The sequence below is a fragment of the Streptomyces sp. NPDC002144 genome (genome assembly GCF_053593695.1).
The window spans coordinates 23,023-41,561 of sequence record NZ_JBSFDB010000031.1; the positions used below are offsets into that span (position 1 = coordinate 23,023).

Consider the following 18,539-nt stretch of genomic DNA (forward strand, 5'->3'; position numbering starts at 1 on the left):
CCACAGCACGGGAAGCGCCCGCCGGACCGACGTCCGGCGGGCGCTCTCCGTCACAGAGCGGTCTGTGGACGCCGTGCCGGCAGGTCTTCGGGGAGCAGGGTGGTGAGGTCGGCGAGACTGGGGGACTGGATCTGGGCCAGGCGCCGGGCCTGGCTCGTCATCATGGTCTCCAGCAACTGGCGGGCCAGTCGGGCGTTGCCGAAGGAACGGTCTCTGGGGATCGCGTCCACGTGCGCGCGCAGCTCCGCGAGGGTGTCGGCGCTGCACTCGTAACCGGATGCGGCGGCGTGCCGGGTCACGATGGTGACCAGTTCGTCCGTGCTGTAGTCCTCGAACTGCACGTATTTGGAGAACCGTGAGGACAGCCCGGGGTTGGACGCCAGGAAACCCTCCATCTCCTCGGTGTATCCGGCGACGATGACCACGACCTCGTCGCGGTGGTCCTCCATCAGTTTCAGCAGGGTGTCGACGGCTTCGCGTCCGAAGTCGTTGGAGGAGCCCTCGGGGGTGAGGGTGTAGGCCTCGTCGATGAACAGCACGCCGCCCAGGGCGCTTTCGAAGACTTCCTTGGTGCGCTGGGCGGTATGTCCGACGTACTGGCCCACCAGGTCGGCGCGTGCTACCTCCACCAGGGTGGAGCGGGGCAGCACCCCCAGCGAATGCAGGAGTCTGGCGTAAAGCCGGGCCACCGTGGTCTTTCCGGTTCCGGGCGGTCCGGTGAAGACCAGATGGTTGCTGATCCTGGGGGAGGGCAGCCCCGCCGCGATCCGCTGGCGGGCGTTGGCCAGCAGACTCACCAGATCGGTGACCTCCCGCTTCACGGCCGCGAGTCCGACCATGGCCTCGAGTTCGGCCATCGGGTCGTGCGCGTCGTCCGTGCCGTCCGCGTTCCGCGGTGATCCGTCGACGGCCGCCGCCTCAGCGTCCCCGACGTCCTGCGGCAGCAGCAGCGTCAGGTCGTTCTCGCCCGGGTTCGGCATGGACGCGAGCCGGAACGCCTGCCGGTCCACCATCTCCTCGAACACCGCGCGGGCCGCCCGGCCGTTGCCGAAGGTCGCGTCCCGCGTCATCTGCTCGAAGCGCACGGCCAGTGCTTCCCGGGTCAGCGGCCCGAGCTCGAACTGGTGGTGCAGGCACATGCTCTCGGTGATGGTCACCAGCTCCTCCACCGCGTAGTTGCCGAACTCGATGGTGCGCGTGAAACGGGAGGCGAGACCCGGGTTGGCGGACAGGAACGACTCCATTTGCTCGGAGTATCCGGCCGCCACCACGACCACGTCGTCGCGGTGGTCCTCCATCAGTTTCAGCAGGGTGTCGACTGCCTCGCGCCCGAAGTCGTTGCCTGAGGCCCCTTCGGGGGTGAGGGTGTACGCCTCGTCGATGAACAGGACGCCACCCAACGCGCTGTTGAACGCCTCGGTGGTCTTGATGGCCGTACCGCCGATGATCTGGGCCACCAGATCGGCGCGGGCGACCTCCACCAGGTGGCCGGTACGCAGGATGCCGATGTCTGCCAGGATGCTCCCGTACAGTCGGGCCACGGTGGTCTTACCGGTGCCGGGCGGCCCGGCGAAGATCAGGTGCCGGCTCATCGAGGGGACCGGCATGCCGAGCCGTCGGCGGCGTTCCGCGAGCTGATTGAGGTTGACCAGGGTGTGCACCTGGTGCTTGACGTTGTCCAGACCGACGAGCCCCTCCAGTTCGGCCAGCGGGCTCTGCGGCTCGGTGCCCCCTTTGGACTCTCCCGGGGCTCCTCCGCCCCCGCCCCTCGTTTCTTCGTTCTCGCCCCAGCTGTCGGCTGAGCCGTTGTCCGCGCTGGTCAGGAAGTCCACCGAGATGCGGTCGCCGGCCTGGGTCTGCCGCAGTCCCGCGCCCTGGTTCTCGCGTACCACGCACCGGGTGACATTCACCGGCTCGGTGCTGTCGACGCGTACGCCGTCGCCGGCGCTGCCGGTGATCTCGCAGGCGGTGAGCGAGGCGCGGCCGCCCCGCGACACCTGGACACCGTGGGCCTTCGAGCCGCTCACCCGGACCCTGTCCAGCAGGATCTCACCGCCGTCTCGCACGCTCACACCGGCGTCGGCGCTGTCGCTGATCTGGCAGTCCCGAAGGCTGCCACGGCCGCGCTCGCCGATGAGGACGCCCGAACGGGCCGAGGACCGTATCACGGTGTCGCTGACCTCGGGGTCGGCGTCGTCGTCGATGCTCAGCGCGCAGCCGCCCGCGGACTCGATCTCGCAGTGCTCCAGGCGGCCGCGGCCGTCGTCACCGATCTCGATGCCGTGGCCGCCCGCCCTGGTGACCTTGACATGGCGCAGCAGGGGGTTGGCGGAGGACCGTACGGAGACGCCGACCCCGGCTGCGTCCAGTACGTCCAGCCGGTCGAACTCGGCTGTGGAGTCGTTGGCCAGCAGCACCGCCCCGGCGGTGTCGGCACAGTCGCTCACGACCGTGTCGCGGAACAGCGGGGCGGACCCCTCGACGACCCGGATGGCGGACTCCGTGGAGGTGTGGAACTCGCACTCCTCCAGGATGCCGCGCGAGCGGTCGAGGACGAGCACACCGCTGTTCTTGGTGCGCCGGGTCACGCAGCGGCGCAGCAGGGGGTCCGCACCGCCGGAGATGACGACGGCGCTCTGGGTGATGGACTCGAACGAGGTCTCCTCGATCTCGGGGCGGGAGACGCTGGTCACGAGCAGTCCCACCGAGGTGCGGTGGATGGTGGACCGCAGGATCCGGGTCGAGCTGTGGCCTTCCAGGGCGATAGCGGGCTTGTCGGTGCCGGAGATGTCACAGCCTTCCACCGTGCCGCCGGCCTCGCCGCTCGCCAGCACACCGTTGGCCCGCGCGCCGCGTATCCGGCAGTCGCGGACGAGGGGTCTGGCCGTCTCGCCGATGACCACCGCGGAGGTGCCGAAGTTCTCGAACACGCAGTTGTCCAGGACGCTTTCGGTGCCCGAGGAGTCGACGACGCCGGCGCCGCCGGGGTTGCTGATCCGACAACCGCGGGCGGCCAGGGAGCCCTGGCCGCGGACCAGCAGCGCGGTCCATCCGGAGCCGTTGACGACACAGCCGTCGAGTGCGGCCTGGCCGGCCGGTACGTCGACCACCGGCAGTTCCTTGTCGCGGCCGCTCAGGGTCAGACCGGTGAGCATGACGGCGTCGGCCATGAGGCTGACGGCGGTGCCGGAGCGGGGGCAGATCTCGACTGATCCCGGCTCGCCCTCGGCGACGATCGTCACCCGGTTCCTGATGACGAGCTTCTCGGCGTAGCGGCCGGGACGCACCCGGATCACCGCCCCGGTGCGTGCCTGGGCCAGTGCCTCACCGATCGTCGGGAAACCGTCCGTCCGCTCCGGGCTGACCGTGAGTATCTGCCGTGCCACGCGCCTCGAACCTCCTCGTTTTTCTGCCTCATTGGCCCTGCCCCGCGCGTGCGCCGAGCGTGTCATGTGCATATCATGCAGGGTATGCGAAATGCCATGAAATACAGGTATGTGGGCTTTGTGCTGGCTGCCGCGGTCGCCATGCCGGTGCCCCTTGTCCCCGCCTTCGCCGCAGACGGCGGGCCGTCGGCCTCTTCCGGCGACGAGGCCCCCGGCACGACGCTGCTGCCTCCGTTGCCGGTCCGGCTCGGCGAGGGCAATCCGTGCACCGGGCCGTCGGACGAGACCGCGACCGGAGTGACGTGGTCGCAGACGGCCCTCGGCCTGACGCGGGCACAGCGGATCTCCCGGGGGAGCGGGGTGACGGTCGGAGTGGTCGATACCGGAGTCACCCCGGACGTGCCCAGCCTGTCCGGGCGGGTAACGGCCCTCGACGGGGCGGACGAGGACTGCGTGGGACACGGCACCTTCGCCGCCGGCCTCATCGCGGCGGCCCCGCAGAAGGGCAGCGGTATCACCGGGGCGGCACCGGCCGCGAAGATCGTCGCCCTGCGCGGGACCGACGACCGCGGTGTGCCCTCCGTGCAGAGGGTCGCCGACGGCATACGTACGGCGGCGGACCGGGGCGCGCAGGTCATCTACGTCGGCTACGTCCTGCGTACCGGAAAGGCGGAACTCACCGCGGCCGTCGCGTATGCCACGAAGCGGGACGCGCTCGTGGTCGCTCCCGCCGCGCCGGACGCCGTGCCCAAGGAGGAACTGGGGCCCGGCAACAAGATGCCCGAGGGACCGTACTGGCCGGCCGCTGTGCCGGACGTGCTGTCCGTCGTGGACTTCGGACCCAGCGGCGTACGGCAGCAGAACGCGCCGCCCGCCTACGAGCCGGACCTGTCCGCGCCCGGCAGCTCCATGGTCAGCGCCGGACCGCAGGGCTCCGGGCACTACATAGGCTCCGGTGCCTCGCTGGCCGCGGCCGTTGTCGCGGGGACCGCCGCCCTCGTACGGGCCTACCAGCCCGACGCGAGTGCGGCGGAGGTCACCCACCGGCTGCTCGCCACCGCCTATCCGGCGGACACTCCAAGGGCCGACCCCTTCGCCGCCCTTTCCGTCGTCCCGGACAGGGGTGAGGCGGCCTCGGCGAAGCCTGTCCCCGCCCACCTGCCCGCGGCCGCCGACCCCGGCCCCCGGACCCGGTCTTTGGTGATCGCCGCCGCGAGCCTCGCGATCGTCCTGCTGGTGGGAGGCATGGCCGTGGTGATCCCACGCGGCCGGGCCAGGAACTGGCTGCCGCCCGGCAACCCGGCGGAGGCGTCCGCGGCGCAGCAGCCCGGTCAGTGATCCGCCTCCGGGCAGCCCCGGCCCCGCGAGGCCGGCCGCGGGGTTTCGGCGTGGCCCCGCGAGGCCGGTCGCAGGGCCATGGAGTGGCGCCGCGAGACCCGCCCAGGGGACCTGGCGTGCCCCCGCGAGGCTGGCCACGGGGTCTTGCCGTCGAGCCGTGAGGCCGGACGCGGCCCGGTGGTGAGCCGCCGCACCAGTCGTCCCGTGCGCACTGCGCCGGGCGTCGCCCCCAGGGAGCCGCGGCACGGCACGAACAGTCCGCGGCACCAGAACGGGGCCGCGGCGGTCCGTGCCGCTGGTGCCGGACATCAGAGCTTGTCCTCCAGCAGCGGAGTCTGGATCTGGAGGGTCTTGCGCCGCGCGATACGCACCGCACGGCCGGGGATCAGCTCGCGTCCCTTCACACTGCCGAAGAGATACCCCTCGCTCGGCGGGCAGGACATCAGCAGGCCGGGGGTGTTGACCTCCTGGAGCCTGCGCATCAGCATCTCGTTGAGGCCCCGCCCGGCTCCCGCGGAGGAGCGGGCCACGATCATGTGCAGGCCGACCTCATGGCCGAGCGCGAGATGGTCGAGCAGCGGGGTGAACGGCTGCGTCATGGGACCGCTGCCGATCATGTCGTAGTCGTCGACCAGGATGAACAGCCGTGGTCCCTGCCACCAGTCGCCCAGCCTCATCCGCGACGGGGCGATGTCCTCGCCGGGCACCCGCTGCCGGACCGCTCTGGCCGCCCCGTCCACGAGATCCTTCAGCATGTCGGTGGACACTGCGTGTCCAAGCCGGTACGGCTCGGGGACGCTCTCCACCAGCTCCCGCCGGTAGTCCACCGTCATGATACGGGCCTCGGCGGGTGTGTACCGCTCGGTGATGCCCTTGGCGATCACCTTCAGCAGGTTCGTCTTGCCGCACTCGCTGTCGCCGACGATGATCATGTGCGGGTTCTCGGAGAAGTCGTGCCATACCGGGGCGAGTTCGTTCTCGTCCAGGCCGATCGGGATCCTGAGGCCCATCTCGCCCTCGGGCGCGGGAAGTTCAGCGAGCGGCAGGCTGGTGGGCAGCATCCGGACCCGGGGCGCGGCCGGGCCCGGCCAGTTCTCGCTGACCGCGGAGATGAGCCCCGCGATGCCGTCGGCGAGGTCGTCGGAGTCCTCGACCCCGTCGACACGCGGCAGCGCCGACAGATAGTGCAGCTTGTCGGCAGTCAGGCCGCGGCCCGGACTGCGCGGGACCGACGCCGCCTTGCGGGAGTCGATCTGCGAGTCCATCGGGTCACCCATCCGCAGCTCGAGACGGGTACCGGCCTGGTCGCGCACCGACGACGACAGCTCCACCCACCGGGCGGTGGTGATCATCAGGTGGACGCCGTAGTTGAGTCCGCGGGCGGCCAGCGCGTTGAAGGTGGGGATCTGCCGGTCGTAGTCCTGCCGCACGGTGGACCAGCCGTCGATGACCAGGAAGACGTCGCCGTGCGGCTCGTCGGCGAACTCGCCCGCCGCGCGCCGCTTGCGGTACGTGGGCATGGAGTCGATGCCGTGCTCCAGGAAGAACCGCTCACGCCGGCTGAGCAGCGTGTTGACCTCCGCGATCACCCGGCCCACCCGCTCATTGTCCACGCGGGACGCCACGCCGCTCACATGGGGCAGGCCCTCGAGCGTGGCGAGTGTGCCGCCACCGAAGTCAAGGCAGTAGAACTGCACTTCCCGCGGCGTGTGGGTGAGGGCGAGCGCGGTGATGAGGGTCCTCAGCAGGGTGCTCTTGCCGCTCTGGGGACCACCGGCGATGGCCACGTGGCCCCCGGCCCCCGACAGGTCCACCGTCAGCAGATCACGAAGTTGGTCGAACGGCCGGTCCACGACGCCCACCGGTACGGTGAGCCGGCCCCGCAACGGCCAGTCCGCCGTGGTGAGTCCGAACCGCGGGTCGGGCGCCAGCGGAGGCAGGATCTGGTCCAGCGTGGACGGCGCGCCGAGTGGCGGGAGCCAGACCTGGTGGGCAGGCGGCCCCGAGCCGCGCAGCCGGTCGAGCGCCACCGACAGCAGCGTCTCGTTGGTCCCCTCGTCGGGGTCGTCCGGCTCCTGCTCGGCCTCGCCCGTGACGTCGGGGTCGGCGGGCGCGCGCGGCACTACCCAGTTCGCCGTCCACGGCACCACCTGGCGTGCCACCTGCGCCTGGAGGACGGCGCGGCGCCGCTCGTACGGGCCCGACACGTAGGCGGCATGGAACCGCGTCAGCGCGTCGACACCGCTCTTGAGGAAACCGGCACCCGGCTGCGCGGGCAACTCGTAGGCGTCCGGCACGCCCAGCACACCGCGGCTCTCCATCGCGGAGAACGTGCGCAGGCCGATCCGGTACGACAGATGGCTCTCCAGTTGGTGCATGCGGCCCTCGTCCAGCCGCTGCGAGGCGAGCAGCAGATGCACCCCGAGTGAACGGCCGAGTCGGCCGATCATGACGAAGAGCTCCATGAAGTCCCGGTGCGCGGACAGCAGTTCGCTGAACTCGTCGACCACGACGAACAGGCTGGGCAGCGGCTGCAGCGGCACCCCGGACTGGCGCGCCTTCTCGTACTCCAGCGCGGAGGTGTAGTTGCCGGCGGCCCGCAACAGTTCCTGGCGGCGTATCAGCTCGCCGTGCAGGGCGTCCTGCATCCGGGAGACCAGCGCCACCTCGTCGGCGAGGTTGGTGATGACGGCGGAGGTGTGCGGCAGTTCGTCGAGCCCGAGGAAGGTCGCGCCGCCCTTGAAGTCGACGAGGACGAAGTTCAGGGTCTCGGAGGAGTTGGTGAGGGCGAGGGAGAGCACGAGGGTACGCAGCAGTTCGCTCTTTCCGGAGCCGGTGGCGCCGATGAGCATGCCGTGGGGTCCCGTGCCGCCCTGCGCGGACTCTTTGATGTCCAGCTCCACGGGCCTGCCGTCGCCGCTGACCGCGATGGGGACCCGGAGCCGGGCGCTGCCGGTGTACTGCTCCCAGAGCGTCGACGGCTCGTGCCGGTGCAGATCCGGGATGTTCAGCAGTGTCGTCAGCTGGACATCGTCGGAGAGCGGTTTGGAGTCGTCACCGCCCACCGTCATCCGGTAGGGCGCGAGCAGCCGGGACAGCGCCAGCGCTTCCACCGGTCTGAACCGGTCGGGCCTGCCGAGTACCGTCGTCTGCTCCTTGCGGTCGCGGTCCGTGCGTACCAGCGCGACCTTCTCCTGCTCCACCTCCAGACGCAGGGTGGTGCGACCGGGCTTCCAGGCGACAGCGCCGTTCAGGTCGAGCACCACCGCGTTGCGGAACCCGAGGCCGTCGAAACGGTGACCCGCGGGCATGGTGCAGCCGTCGAGCACGACCACCGTGTAGGGCTCCTCCCGTCCCGGAACGGCGTCCGGGTCGGCACTCGGACGCTCGAGGAACTCGGCACCGAGCAGATTCTCCAGCTCGCTGAAGGCCGAGGTGATCAGGCGGGCCGGCCCGGCGCCGTCCTCCTCGTGGCGGTGCAGGCTGTGCGGGAGCCACTTCGCCCACTCCCACTCGGCCCGCCGTTCGTCCGACACACACAGCGCGATCCACAGGTCGTCGGGGGAGTGGAAGAACGCCAGTTGGGCGAGCAGAGCGCGCGCCACATCCCGTATCGGCTCCTCCTCCCCGCGGAAGAGCACCTTCGACCAGGCGCGCAGATAGATCGCGATGGGCTGGTCGCGTACGGTCGAGTAGGCCTTGGTGAAGCTGCGCAGCGCATGCGCGGACAGCGGTTCGAGGTCTTCGACGGGCTTCGTCGACAGCGGGGTCAGCTTCATCGACAGGCGTTGGTCACCGCTGCCCATCCGGACCTCGGCGAAGTCCTCGTCGGACGCGCGGCGCTCCCACAGCCGGGTGCTGCGCACGAACGAGGACAGCGCGTCCGGCGCGGGATGCCGCCAGGCGAGGGCGAGTTGCTGGTCGATGACGGAGGCCTGCACCTTGCGGCGTGTCTGCCGCAGATAACGCAGATAGTCGCGGCGTTCGCCCTTCATCCGCTGCTTGCGCTCGCCGCTCTTGCGCATGACCTGGCCGATCATCATTCCCGCGGACGCGATCACCATCACGCCCAGCGCGACGTACATGAATCCGCCGCTGGACTTGCTCATGCCCGGTCTCATGAACATCAGCATCATGGAGACGGACATCAGCGCCATCGGCAAGTATGTCCATACCGCGGAACTGTCCGGAACGGTTTCCGGAAGGGTCGGAGGCTCCTGAAGGCTCAGCTCTCCCGACGGCATTTCCGGACCTTTGCGGCGTGCCGGCCTGCGGAACAGGATCACGCTCAACGAATGGCCTCCTCAATGATTTCAGAACAATTTCGCGGCAATGGCACGGAATTATTCGATGTCCGCCCGGACGCGGGTTCGCATCAAAGTCGGTGAAGTGAAGTGAGATTCTTCACATCGTGAAAGAGTCAGTCAGAGTCCGGCGATGATTGCGGACCTTTTGCCTAGGGGTTCCGAGGAACGCTGAATGTTCGAGGGTGTTGCACAAGAGTCCGACCTACCGTCAAACTCATCGGCGCGTGCCGCATCCGACTCCCCGTCGCGTTCGACGGGTTGACCGGCGCACCGCCTCTGTCTTCCAGCCACCGCGCGCCCCGCGCTCCGCCAGAAAGCGTGAACCCGAAGCCCATGACTGATATCCAGGCGGCAAGCCTGTGTCGCGTCACCGTACGTGCCCCGGCCAGAACCGTCGACCTCGCCGTACCCTCCGATGTGCCCGTTGCCGATCTGCTGCCCACTGTGATCAGCTACGGAGGCGACGATCTGGAGGAATCCGGCCTGGAACACGGCGGTTGGGTGCTGCAACGCCTCGGCGGCCCACCGCTCGCCCCTGAGAGTACCTTGGACTCCCTCGGTCTGCGGGACGGCGAGTACCTTTATCTGCGGCCTCGCGCCGAGGCACTGCCCGAGGTACATCTCGACGACCTGGTCGACGGCATTTACAGCAGCATGCGGCAGCGGCCGCACAGTTGGACCCCCGAGGTCTCCAAGCGCCTGCTGCGCGGCGTGGCCGTGGTCATTCTCGTGCTGGGCATGGTCTTCCTCGCCGTGCCCGGATCGCCCGGCTGGGTCCGGGCTCTGGCGGCCTCGGCAGCCGGACTGCTGCTGCTGGCCGGAGCGGGCTCGGCGGCCCGGGCCGTCGGCGACTCCGGTGCCGGCTCGGTGCTGGGCCTCATGTCGGCCCTCTACCTCGCGCTGGCGGGATGGCTACTGCCGGGCGGCCAGTTGAGCGGCGCCGAGGGCGACGCCGTCCTGGGAGCACGGCTGTTGGCGGCGGCCGCCGCCGGCGGTGGAGGCGCGGTACTCGCGTTGGCGGCGGTCGGCGTGTACCCGGCGCTGTTCATCGGCTCCGCGTTCGTCGCCACCGCGGGGGCGCTCGGCGGCGTCCTGATCACCACGGAGCTGAACATGGAACAGTCGGCCAGCGTGGTCGCCGTCGTGGTCGTCCTGTTCGGCGGTTTCGTCCCCTCGCTGTCGTTCAGGCTCTCCGGCATGCGGATGCCGCCGCTGCCCACCAACGTCCAGCAGCTCCAGCAGGACATCGACCCGTATTCACCCTCCGACATCGAGCTGCGGTCCACGGCGGCGGACGGCTGGATGACTGCCTTCTACGGAGCCATCGCGCTGGTCTGTCTGCCGTGCCTCGCGGCGCTCTCGGTCGAGCCGGGCCTCGCCGGGATCTTCACCGTCGTGGCCCTGTCCCTCCTGTTGCTGCTCCACAGCAGGGGACTGGGCAACGTATGGCAGCGGGTGGCGCTGACCGGCGCCGGGGCCTGGGGCGTGATCCTGCTGCTGTTCATCGCCGCGCGCGACCTCGGATCGGGGGACCGACTGGTGCTGGTGGCGGGTCTGATGGGCCTGGCAGCCGCGATCATGATCGCTTCGTGGACCGTACCGGGGCGGCGACTGGTGCCCTACTGGGGCCGGGCCGCCGAACTGCTGCATTCGCTCGCCGCCGTCAGCATGCTGCCGCTGATGCTCTGGTCGATGGGCGTCTACGGGTTGCTGCGCGGGATCAACGGCTGACGCGGGAGACGCGACCATGAACAACAAACGGGACCAAGTACAAGCCCACCTCTTCATCATGGGGCGGCTGGCCTCGGCCATGCTGCGCTCCGATCCCGACGAGCCGGAGAGCCCGCTGGGCAGAACCAACCGCGGCGCCGCGATAGGGGTGATCATCGCGGTGATGGTGTGCGCCGGAGCGTTCGTCTTCGGGCTCATCAAGCCCGGCGGCAACGACGCGTGGCGGGCGGGCAAGAACCTGATCGTCGACAAGCAGACGGGTGCGCGCTACCTGTACCTCGACGGGCGGCTGCGCCCCGTACGCAACTACGCGTCAGCCCAGTTGCTGGCCGGCGGCGGCCTCGGCGTCACGACGGTGGGTACGTCCTCGCTCGAGGGCACACCGCACGGAGCGCCCCTCGGCATCCCGGACGGCCCGGAGTCCCTGCCGGTCATCGGTGACCTGGACGGCAAGCCGTGGCTGGTGTGTTCGGGCATCCGCCCGAGGACGACGGGCGTCGTCAACGAGACCACGACGCTCGCGCTCGGCGCGGACGAACCCCAGGACGTCCCGGGCGGACGCGAACTGGGGCAGAATGAGGGCCTGTTGGTCGCCGGGCCGGACGACACGACGTATCTGCTGTGGCAGGGCAGCCGGCTGCGCCTGGACGAGAAGGCGAACGCGGCTCACGCCCTCGGGTACGGAAGCGTCACGCCCCGCCCCGTCTCGGCCGCCTTCCTCGCTGCCTTCCCCCTGGGGCCGGACCTTTCCCCGGCCGATGTGCCGGGCCGGGGGACCGACGGGCCGTCACTGGCGGGCCGGAGCACGAAGGTCGGCCAGATCTTCCGGGTCGAGATACCCGGCGCGGCCCCCCGCTACCACCTGCTGACGAAGGCCGGACTGGTCCCGCTCACGGCCACCGGCGCGGCCCTTGTGCTGGGTGACCCTCAGACCCGCGAGAAGGCGTACGGGGGAGCCGCCGCGACCGTGGCGACGCTCCGGGCCGACGAACTGACCGAGCATCTCGCCCCCGGCTCCGAGACCTCCGTCGTGAACACGGGCAAGCTCCCGGAGACGCCGCCGAAGGCGGTCCAGGTCTCGGCCGGCTCCGTCGTGTGCGCGGACGTCGACTCCTCGGGGGGCGGCGTGCGGGTGGGCACGTCCGTACGGCCCGAGGAGTCGCTGCCGAAACCGGTGCAGCCCCCGGCTCCCGAGATCGTGCCGGGCTGCCTGAAGGTCGACACCGTCGCGGTGCGGGCCGGAACGGGCGCGTTGGTCAGGGCGTTGAGCGCGAGCGGCAGCGCCCTGGGCGACACCACGTACCTGGTCACGGACGACGGTGTGAAGTACCGGCTGCTGTCCCAGGACGGGGTGAAGGCGCTCGGTTACGGGGGCGTCGAGGAGCGGACGATGCCCTCCCCGATGCTGGCCATGTTGCCGAGCGGCCCGGACCTCACTCCGGAGGCGGCCTCTTCCGGAGAAGCCCGGGTGACGCTGCGGTGCCCGAAGCCGTAGCGGGCGAGTGGGAACCAGCCCACCGGTGCGGAGCTTTCGGCAGAAAAACTTTTGGTTCATTTCCGGTCACGCCCCGTTGCAGTGCGGTGTCCCGCACACGGAACGGGGCGTGCGTTAGTAACCGGTCTGTCCGATTGCGTCGACCGTCCGCTCAAGTGAGCGGCGTGAAATTCGAATAGGCGCTCAGCCGAGCATTCCGGGATATCCAATCGGGCGGTCGTGGTCGTCTGACGGCAATTGCCAAACGAGAAACGGGCTGCTTAGTATCGGCTGACCCCCCAATCCCGGTGAACCGGTGCGTGGTTGCGGGACCACCCTGTCTGTCCACGGGTGGCATGGGGCCCACAGGTCGGTGAATTTCGCCGAAAGGAAGTTCTCTCATGGCCATGCAGCAGTCCGAAGAGCAGGCAACTCGTAGCGGGATCAGGTCGCTGGAGCAGGCGTTCAGCAGCATCCAGCAGCGTCAGCAGGACGTCCAGACCACCGGGCAGACTCTGGCCAATGCTTACGGGGGCACGGACGGTGGGAAGTTCAAGCAGTTGTTGGAGCAGTGGGACGGGAATGTCGACATCATCCTGACCAATCTGGACCGGATGGTCGACGAGCTCAACGGGACCCTCCAGGAACACGGTCTGATGCAGGGTTCCGCGAATGAGGCGATCGACACCGCGTACTCGCGCTCCACGAGCGTGTTCGACGAGCTCAACGGCACCCACACCGCATCCTGACTCACGGGCCCTCCGTGCGCTTGCCCCTTTTGCGTGGCATCGCGTTCGGGAACCACTCTCCGGCGGTCGCGGTCCTGCCCACTGACCGATACCGCACACGACATCGTACGCGCGGCGAATGGGGATTCTGATGGACTACTCAGACGGCTATATCTACGTCGACTACAACCAGGCCGAAAGCTCGGCCGAAGAAATGATCAGCCAGTCGCAGGCCATTATGGGCATCATTTCGAACCTGGAAATGGAGCTGGCGGATCTGAAGAACAGCTGGATCGGTGACGACAAGAATGTCTACACCGAGGTGCAGACCAAGTGGGACCATGCCGTCGAGAACATCAAGAACCTGCTGGCCAGCCACTCCAACCTGCTGACCGACATCTCCGGCAACTACCGGCGCACCGAGCAGAACCTCACGCAGAGGTGGGGAGACATCAGGATCGGCAGCCGCTGACCCTGGGAGAAGCGTTTCTCGTCCGCCCCGTGCACGACGGCACGGGTTGAACCGGGCGGGAGCGGCGAACGACCGGGCGCCGTCGGCCTCAGCTGTTTCGGGCGCCACCGGCCCGGTGCGGGAAGCTGAGGCCGGCGGCGCCCGACGCCATGACCGGTGCTTCAACCGTGAGTAGCTCTGAAAGATCACGTTTAGGGGACCGTCATGGTCCCTGATGCTGCATGGAAGGGGAACGGCATGGCCAATGTCACGGTTCTCAACACGGAATTCCTGAAGCAGTTCATCACCAACCAGATCGAGACGTTCTCCACCAGCCTGGAAAAAATGCAGAAGGATGACCCGACCTTTGGGCCGGCCCCCCAGACCATTGCGAAGCAGAAGCCCACCAGCACCACCATATTCTCCCCGAAGCCGCTCGTCATCGGTCACCTGGCTTTCGGTGACAGCCCGGTCGGCGGAGCCGATCTGAACAAGGTCATCCAAGGCGCCGCAGAAGAACTCCAGCGCATCATCGACAGCCATGTAACTCTGTTCGGTGATCTGCATGAGGCGCTGGAAGAAACCATCGAAAAGCTGAACGGCATGCAGGGGAAGAATCTCGACAGTATTTCCCTCGATGATTTCGACGACATCTTCGGGGACCTCGACAGCGATCTTGGGACTCCCGGAAACGGAGAACCTAAAGACAAATAGAAGACGGGCCGGAAGGTCCTGAATCACGACCGGTAGTCCTCTTCTCGCCCACGACATCGCGGAGCCCGGTGATGGCCGACCCCAAAGAGAACAACAATGACACCTGGAAATCGGCAGTCGACATGCTCACCGGCTATATGCTGCCGGATCGCAGCAAGGTGTTCGACAATCTCAAGGGCAACGACGACATCCCGCTTATTCATGTCCGGTTGGACAAGGTGAGTGACCACTATTCGCCCCACCATGTTTCGGGGGGCGGCTGGCACGTGCACAACACCGACTACGTCTTTCCGTTTCTCGGCGAGGGCAACCGGTCGGCAGGCGCAAAGGTGCCCTCCTACAATGCGTACATCACCTTCCTTGCCTCGGCCCAGGCTCTACCGCCGGCCGGGGACGACATCATTTCCAGCTACAAAAAGACCAGCGACAAGCTGAAGGACAAGGGCGGCTATAACAAGGAAGGGGACAAGCTCGACTGGGACACCGGGCCCCTCACCCAGTACGTCTACGGTTCCAAGGCGGCCCTCGACAAGCTGACCACGTGGCCCTACTCGACCCATGGCTTCTCGGACCGCTCGAATTCCGTGGCCGACGATTCCTACGTCGACCTGGGATCCTTCAGCGACGTGGCCAAAGCCTTCGACCGGGCCGTAAAATTCTTCACGGAAAGCGCCGTCACCGTCGGTAAATGGGACACTGAGAACATCGGTGAGGGAAGTGACTCCTGGGACGGAACCCCGGCAGCCGTCTTCAAGCAACTCATCCACAAACTGGCAAAGAATTATGATGGATACGCCGACCAGCTCAAAGGGGAGGGTGAGACGGGCAGTGGTGTGCTCCTGGACGGTACGGCGGTGACGTCCAGGCCTGCTATCGCCCTGGCCGAACTCCAGCAGACCATCCTCACCCAGGCGCAGAACCTTGTCGACGCGTGGAACGCATGGAGGGCCGAGAGCAACCCTCAGCGGTGGCTGTACGACATGCTGCAGGACGCGAGATTCCACTCCTTGGACACGCAGTTCGGCAAGGTCAAAATCGTGAATTCTGGTGAGAGGTATGGCGCCACACTCTACAACGTGGCGTTGGAGGGGTTCGACAACAACCTCATCGTCGGAGGCGTGTCCTACGGACAACCCCATTTGATGGAGTCGTGGAAGAGGCTCGCCGAAGAGGCCGTGCGTCGGTGGGATAATTCGGCGAAGAACTGGCTGGGTGTGGCGGGCGCCAATGCCATTGTGGCTCTTACCAAAGCTTTCGATGAGGCGGAAAAGGCCTTTGATTCTAAGCTGACCGACAAAGATAAACGGCCGATTTCGGACATCGTTGCGAAGGAGACCCGCGACAAGGAGAAGAAGGACGCGGAGCGGGAGAAGGCCAAGGCCAAGGCGGAGGCGGACCGGGAGAAGGCCCAAGCGGAGCGGGAAAAGGCCCAGGCCAAGGCGGAAGCGGAGCGGGAAAAGGCAGAAGCCAAGCGGGAGCGGGACAAGGAGAAGGCGGAGGCGGAGCAGGAGAAGGCCCAGGCCAAGGCGGAGCAGGAGAAGAAGGAGGCGGAAGCCAAGCGGGAGCGCGACAACGAGAAGGCGGAGGCGGAGCGGGAGAAGGCCAAGGAAAAGTCGGAGGCGGCGCAGGAGAAGGCCGAGGCGAAGGCGGAGCAGGCGGCCACCAAGGAGGAGGCCAACAAGGAGAAGGCTCAGGCGAAGGCGGAGCAGGAAGCCGCCAAGCAGAAGGCCGAGCAGGAGAAGAACGAGGCCAAGGCGGAGCAGCAGCAGGAGAAGGCTCAGGCGAAGGCGGAGCAGCAGGCCGCCAAGCAGGAAGCCGAGCAGGAGAAGAACCAGGCCAAGGCGGAGCAGCAGCAGGAGAAGGCCGAGGCGAAGGCGGGGCAGGAAGCCGCCAAGCAGAAGGCCGAGCAGGAGAAGGCCGAAGCCAAGGCGCAGAACGAGCAGGACCGCAACGAGGCCAAACAACAGGCCGCCCAGCAGCAGGCTTTCGCCCTGAGCCAGGCGGACAAGCAGCGAGCCGAGGCCAAGAAGGAGAAGGACGAGGCCAAGGCGGAGCAGGAGAAGGAGAAGGCCGAGGCGAAGGCAGAGCAGCAGACCGCCAAGCAGGAAGCCGAGCAGGAGAAGAACCAGGCCAAGGCGGAGCAGGACAAGGAGAAGGCGGCAGCCAAGCAACAGGCGGAGCAGCAGAGGGCCGAGGCGCAGAAGCAGCAGGAGCAGGCCCGGCAGGAGGCCCAGCAGGAGAAGAACGAGGCCAAGCAGCAGGCGGAGCAGCAGAAGTCCGACGCGCAGAGGCAGCAGGAGCAGGCTCGGCAGGACGCTGTCAAGGAGAGGCAGCAGGCCCGGCTGGAGGCCGAACAGGCCAAGGCGGACGCGCAGGCGGACTACGAGCAGCAGAAGGCCGAGGCCAGGGAAGAGCGCGCAGCCGCAGAGCAGCATGCCGATCGCCAGGAGGCGGCGGCGAAGCATGAGTACGAGCAGCAGAAGGCCGAAGCCCAGTCGGAACGGGACCAGGCTCACGAGCAGGCCGATCAGGACCGGGCGCAAGCCAAGCGGGACTTCGACCGTGAGGTGGCCAGCGGCGGCGATGAGCAGGCGGCTCGTGAGAAGTACGACCACCGGATCGCCGAGATCAACAAGACCGAGCAGGACGCCCTTCGGGATGCCGGAGACCGTGAGGCCCAGGCCAAGCACGACTACCAGGAGCAGAAGGCCGCCGCCCAGGAGGAACGCCAGCAGGCTCGCGCGGACGCGGAGCAGGCACGGCGGGACGCCAAGGCCGAGTACGACCAGAAGATGGGCGACATCCAGTCCGAGTACGACCGGATCGCGGGTGGCGACAAGGACATCGAGGAGCAGATCCGCCAACGCATCGCGGATCTCCCGCAGCCGCCCGACCTGTCCTCCTACAACCCGTCGCCGGGTGCCGGCTCGGAGTATGCCTCCGCGTTCAACGACAACCTCTACAACTCGGATGATCTGGCATCCGCGCTGGGACGCCCGCAGGGCGACGGCGCCCTCGCCGGCTCGTCCACCGGTTCACCGGGGGGCTCCGGGGCGCCGATGATGCCGCAGATGATGCGCGGTGGCGGGGAGTCGGGATCGTCCGGCGAGCGAGTGCGTAATGTCCTCGACGCCGGTGCCGGCCGCTCCGGCAGAGTGGCCAGCTCCGGATCGACCGTCGAGGACGAAGAGCACCGGGTGATCCCGCGGGCCACGCAGACGAGCAGCAGTTCGCAGCCCTTCATGCCACCAATGGGCGGCATGCCCGGGAGCCAAGGGCCCGGCCAGCAGACGGAGAGCAGCGACCGCGAGCGGACGACGTGGCTGGCGGAGGACGAGGACGTCTGGGGCACCGAAGAGAGCGGCACACCCCAAGCGTTGGGGCGATGAATACATGCCGCCGTCACCCTGTCTTGGTTGAACACGTAGAAGTTCGGTTGTCCAAGTACCTAGCAAGGAGACCAGGTTGAGTGAGTCGATCGACGACCGCGTATCCGAAGCGATGGCCCATCTCAAAGCGACACAAGAAGCGGTGGCCAAGGCTACGAGTGAGCTGAACGCCGCGGCGATGACCGCTCACTCCGCGGACCGGGCGGTCCGGGTGACCGTCGGAGGGAAGGGCGAACTGACGAGCCTGGAGTTCCTCGACGGCAAGTACCGGGCCATGGCCGCCTCGCAACTCTCCGCCTCGGTGCTCGACGCCGTGAACCAGGCTCGCGCCGCCATGGCACGCCGGGTCGTCGACACGCTCGACCCCCTCACCAGAATGACCCCCCGGGGTATGGCCCCAGAACGCATGGGGGTCGACTGGAGCTCGATCTTCGGATCGTTGCTCAGTGAGAACTCGGTGGAGAAGGGATCGTCGGCGATGGACCGGCTCCGTGACGAGATCCATGAGGACGAAGAGGAACCCGCCACCCCGACCAGTCGTGGCACCGAGAACAAGTGAGACAGGAGTGAAAGGCGATGGCTGATTATTCGGCTGACCTGGTAGGAATCCTGAAGGGTTCGAAGGATATTGCCGCAGCTTATGAAGAATCCCGGTACATGCTCCCCAAGTTCGAGCAGACCTACCGGAACTTCGAGGGCTGGTGGGGTGAGGAGGGGGTGGGTGACGACTTCGCCAACCAGCTCGGTGCCAAATGGCGGGAGACAAGCGATTCGGTGATCAGGACGACGACAGGTATCACCGAAGCCGTGCAGGGACTGATCAACGCGGTCGCCGCGCAGGCCTCTGCGGTCGGGCGTCCGCAGGAGTGGGCGATGGACGACATCGCGGACGCGGCGTCGGGAACCGGGAAGCGGCGGTAAAATGGCGATCGAGTTCCCACCCGATTTTCGAGAGTTCCTCAAGTGGTACGTGGGTGGGAACGTCGCGTCCGGAAACGAGGACAGGGGTTGGGATGCGCGG

General features: G+C 67.9%; 11 protein-coding genes. 9 read left to right on the forward strand and 2 right to left on the reverse strand.

The window, feature by feature from the left end:
* Positions 1–50 precede the first annotated feature (50 nt).
* Positions 51–3,386, reverse strand: coding sequence for a right-handed parallel beta-helix repeat-containing protein (locus tag ACWCQ1_RS36110; RefSeq protein ID WP_451028264.1), 3,336 nt, complete (start codon positions 3,384–3,386; stop codon positions 51–53).
* A gap of 96 nt (positions 3,387–3,482) precedes the next feature.
* Here ACWCQ1_RS36110 and ACWCQ1_RS36115 point away from each other — a divergent pair, with 96 nt between their 5' ends.
* Positions 3,483–4,724 (forward strand): S8 family serine peptidase, encoded by a 1,242-nt coding sequence (locus tag ACWCQ1_RS36115; RefSeq protein WP_451028265.1) that lies wholly within the window; start codon positions 3,483–3,485, stop codon positions 4,722–4,724.
* A 308-nt stretch (positions 4,725–5,032) separates the two neighbouring features.
* Here the strand turns inward: ACWCQ1_RS36115 and eccCa are convergent, their stop codons facing one another.
* Positions 5,033–8,968 carry a type VII secretion protein EccCa gene (gene eccCa / locus ACWCQ1_RS36120; protein WP_451028266.1) on the reverse strand — a complete coding sequence of 1,312 codons (3,936 nt, stop codon included), beginning with the start codon at positions 8,966–8,968 and terminating at the stop codon, positions 5,033–5,035.
* 396 nt (positions 8,969–9,364) lie between these two features.
* Here eccCa and eccD point away from each other — a divergent pair, with 396 nt between their 5' ends.
* From eccD to ACWCQ1_RS36160, 8 genes are all read left to right on the forward strand, one after another.
* Positions 9,365–10,762, forward strand: coding sequence for a type VII secretion integral membrane protein EccD (gene eccD / locus ACWCQ1_RS36125; RefSeq protein ID WP_451028267.1), 1,398 nt, complete (start codon positions 9,365–9,367; stop codon positions 10,760–10,762).
* A gap of 16 nt (positions 10,763–10,778) precedes the next feature.
* Positions 10,779–12,257 (forward strand): type VII secretion protein EccB, encoded by a 1,479-nt coding sequence (gene eccB / locus ACWCQ1_RS36130; RefSeq protein WP_451028268.1) that lies wholly within the window; start codon positions 10,779–10,781, stop codon positions 12,255–12,257.
* A 380-nt stretch (positions 12,258–12,637) separates the two neighbouring features.
* Complete coding sequence (locus ACWCQ1_RS36135; protein WP_451028269.1) at positions 12,638–12,985, forward strand: hypothetical protein; 348 nt, start codon at positions 12,638–12,640, stop codon at positions 12,983–12,985.
* A 130-nt stretch (positions 12,986–13,115) separates the two neighbouring features.
* Positions 13,116–13,436 carry a WXG100 family type VII secretion target gene (locus ACWCQ1_RS36140; RefSeq protein ID WP_451028270.1) on the forward strand — a complete coding sequence of 107 codons (321 nt, stop codon included), beginning with the start codon at positions 13,116–13,118 and terminating at the stop codon, positions 13,434–13,436.
* 237 nt (positions 13,437–13,673) lie between these two features.
* Positions 13,674–14,129, forward strand: a complete 456-nt coding sequence (locus ACWCQ1_RS36145) for a type VII secretion system-associated protein (RefSeq protein WP_451028271.1) — start codon at positions 13,674–13,676, stop codon at positions 14,127–14,129.
* Positions 14,130–14,200: 71 nt separating this feature from the next.
* Entirely contained in the window at positions 14,201–17,518 is a 3,318-nt protein-coding gene (locus tag ACWCQ1_RS36150) for an AAWKG family protein (protein WP_451028272.1), read from the forward strand.
* A 76-nt stretch (positions 17,519–17,594) separates the two neighbouring features.
* Positions 17,595–18,077: a YbaB/EbfC family nucleoid-associated protein gene (locus tag ACWCQ1_RS36155; protein WP_451028273.1), complete on the forward strand. Its 483-nt coding sequence runs from the start codon at positions 17,595–17,597 to the stop codon at positions 18,075–18,077.
* Between the two features lie 17 nt (positions 18,078–18,094).
* Complete coding sequence (locus ACWCQ1_RS36160; protein WP_451028274.1) at positions 18,095–18,439, forward strand: hypothetical protein; 345 nt, start codon at positions 18,095–18,097, stop codon at positions 18,437–18,439.
* Positions 18,440–18,539: the final 100 nt, after the last annotated feature.

Excerpts from the sequence above, each read along its gene's own strand:
- ACWCQ1_RS36140 (WP_451028270.1), top strand. The coding sequence starts at position 13,116 with ATGGACTACTCAGACGGCTATATCTACGTCGACTACAACCAGGCCGAA.
- eccCa (WP_451028266.1), bottom strand. The coding sequence starts at position 8,968 with ATGCCGTCGGGAGAGCTGAGCCTTCAGGAGCCTCCGACCCTTCCGGAA.
- ACWCQ1_RS36115 (WP_451028265.1), top strand. The coding sequence starts at position 3,483 with ATGAAATACAGGTATGTGGGCTTTGTGCTGGCTGCCGCGGTCGCCATG.
- eccD (WP_451028267.1), top strand. The coding sequence starts at position 9,365 with ATGACTGATATCCAGGCGGCAAGCCTGTGTCGCGTCACCGTACGTGCC.
- eccB (WP_451028268.1), top strand. The coding sequence starts at position 10,779 with ATGAACAACAAACGGGACCAAGTACAAGCCCACCTCTTCATCATGGGG.
- ACWCQ1_RS36160 (WP_451028274.1), top strand. The coding sequence starts at position 18,095 with ATGGCTGATTATTCGGCTGACCTGGTAGGAATCCTGAAGGGTTCGAAG.
- ACWCQ1_RS36145 (WP_451028271.1), top strand. The coding sequence starts at position 13,674 with ATGGCCAATGTCACGGTTCTCAACACGGAATTCCTGAAGCAGTTCATC.
- ACWCQ1_RS36150 (WP_451028272.1), top strand. The coding sequence starts at position 14,201 with ATGGCCGACCCCAAAGAGAACAACAATGACACCTGGAAATCGGCAGTC.
- ACWCQ1_RS36135 (WP_451028269.1), top strand. The coding sequence starts at position 12,638 with ATGGCCATGCAGCAGTCCGAAGAGCAGGCAACTCGTAGCGGGATCAGG.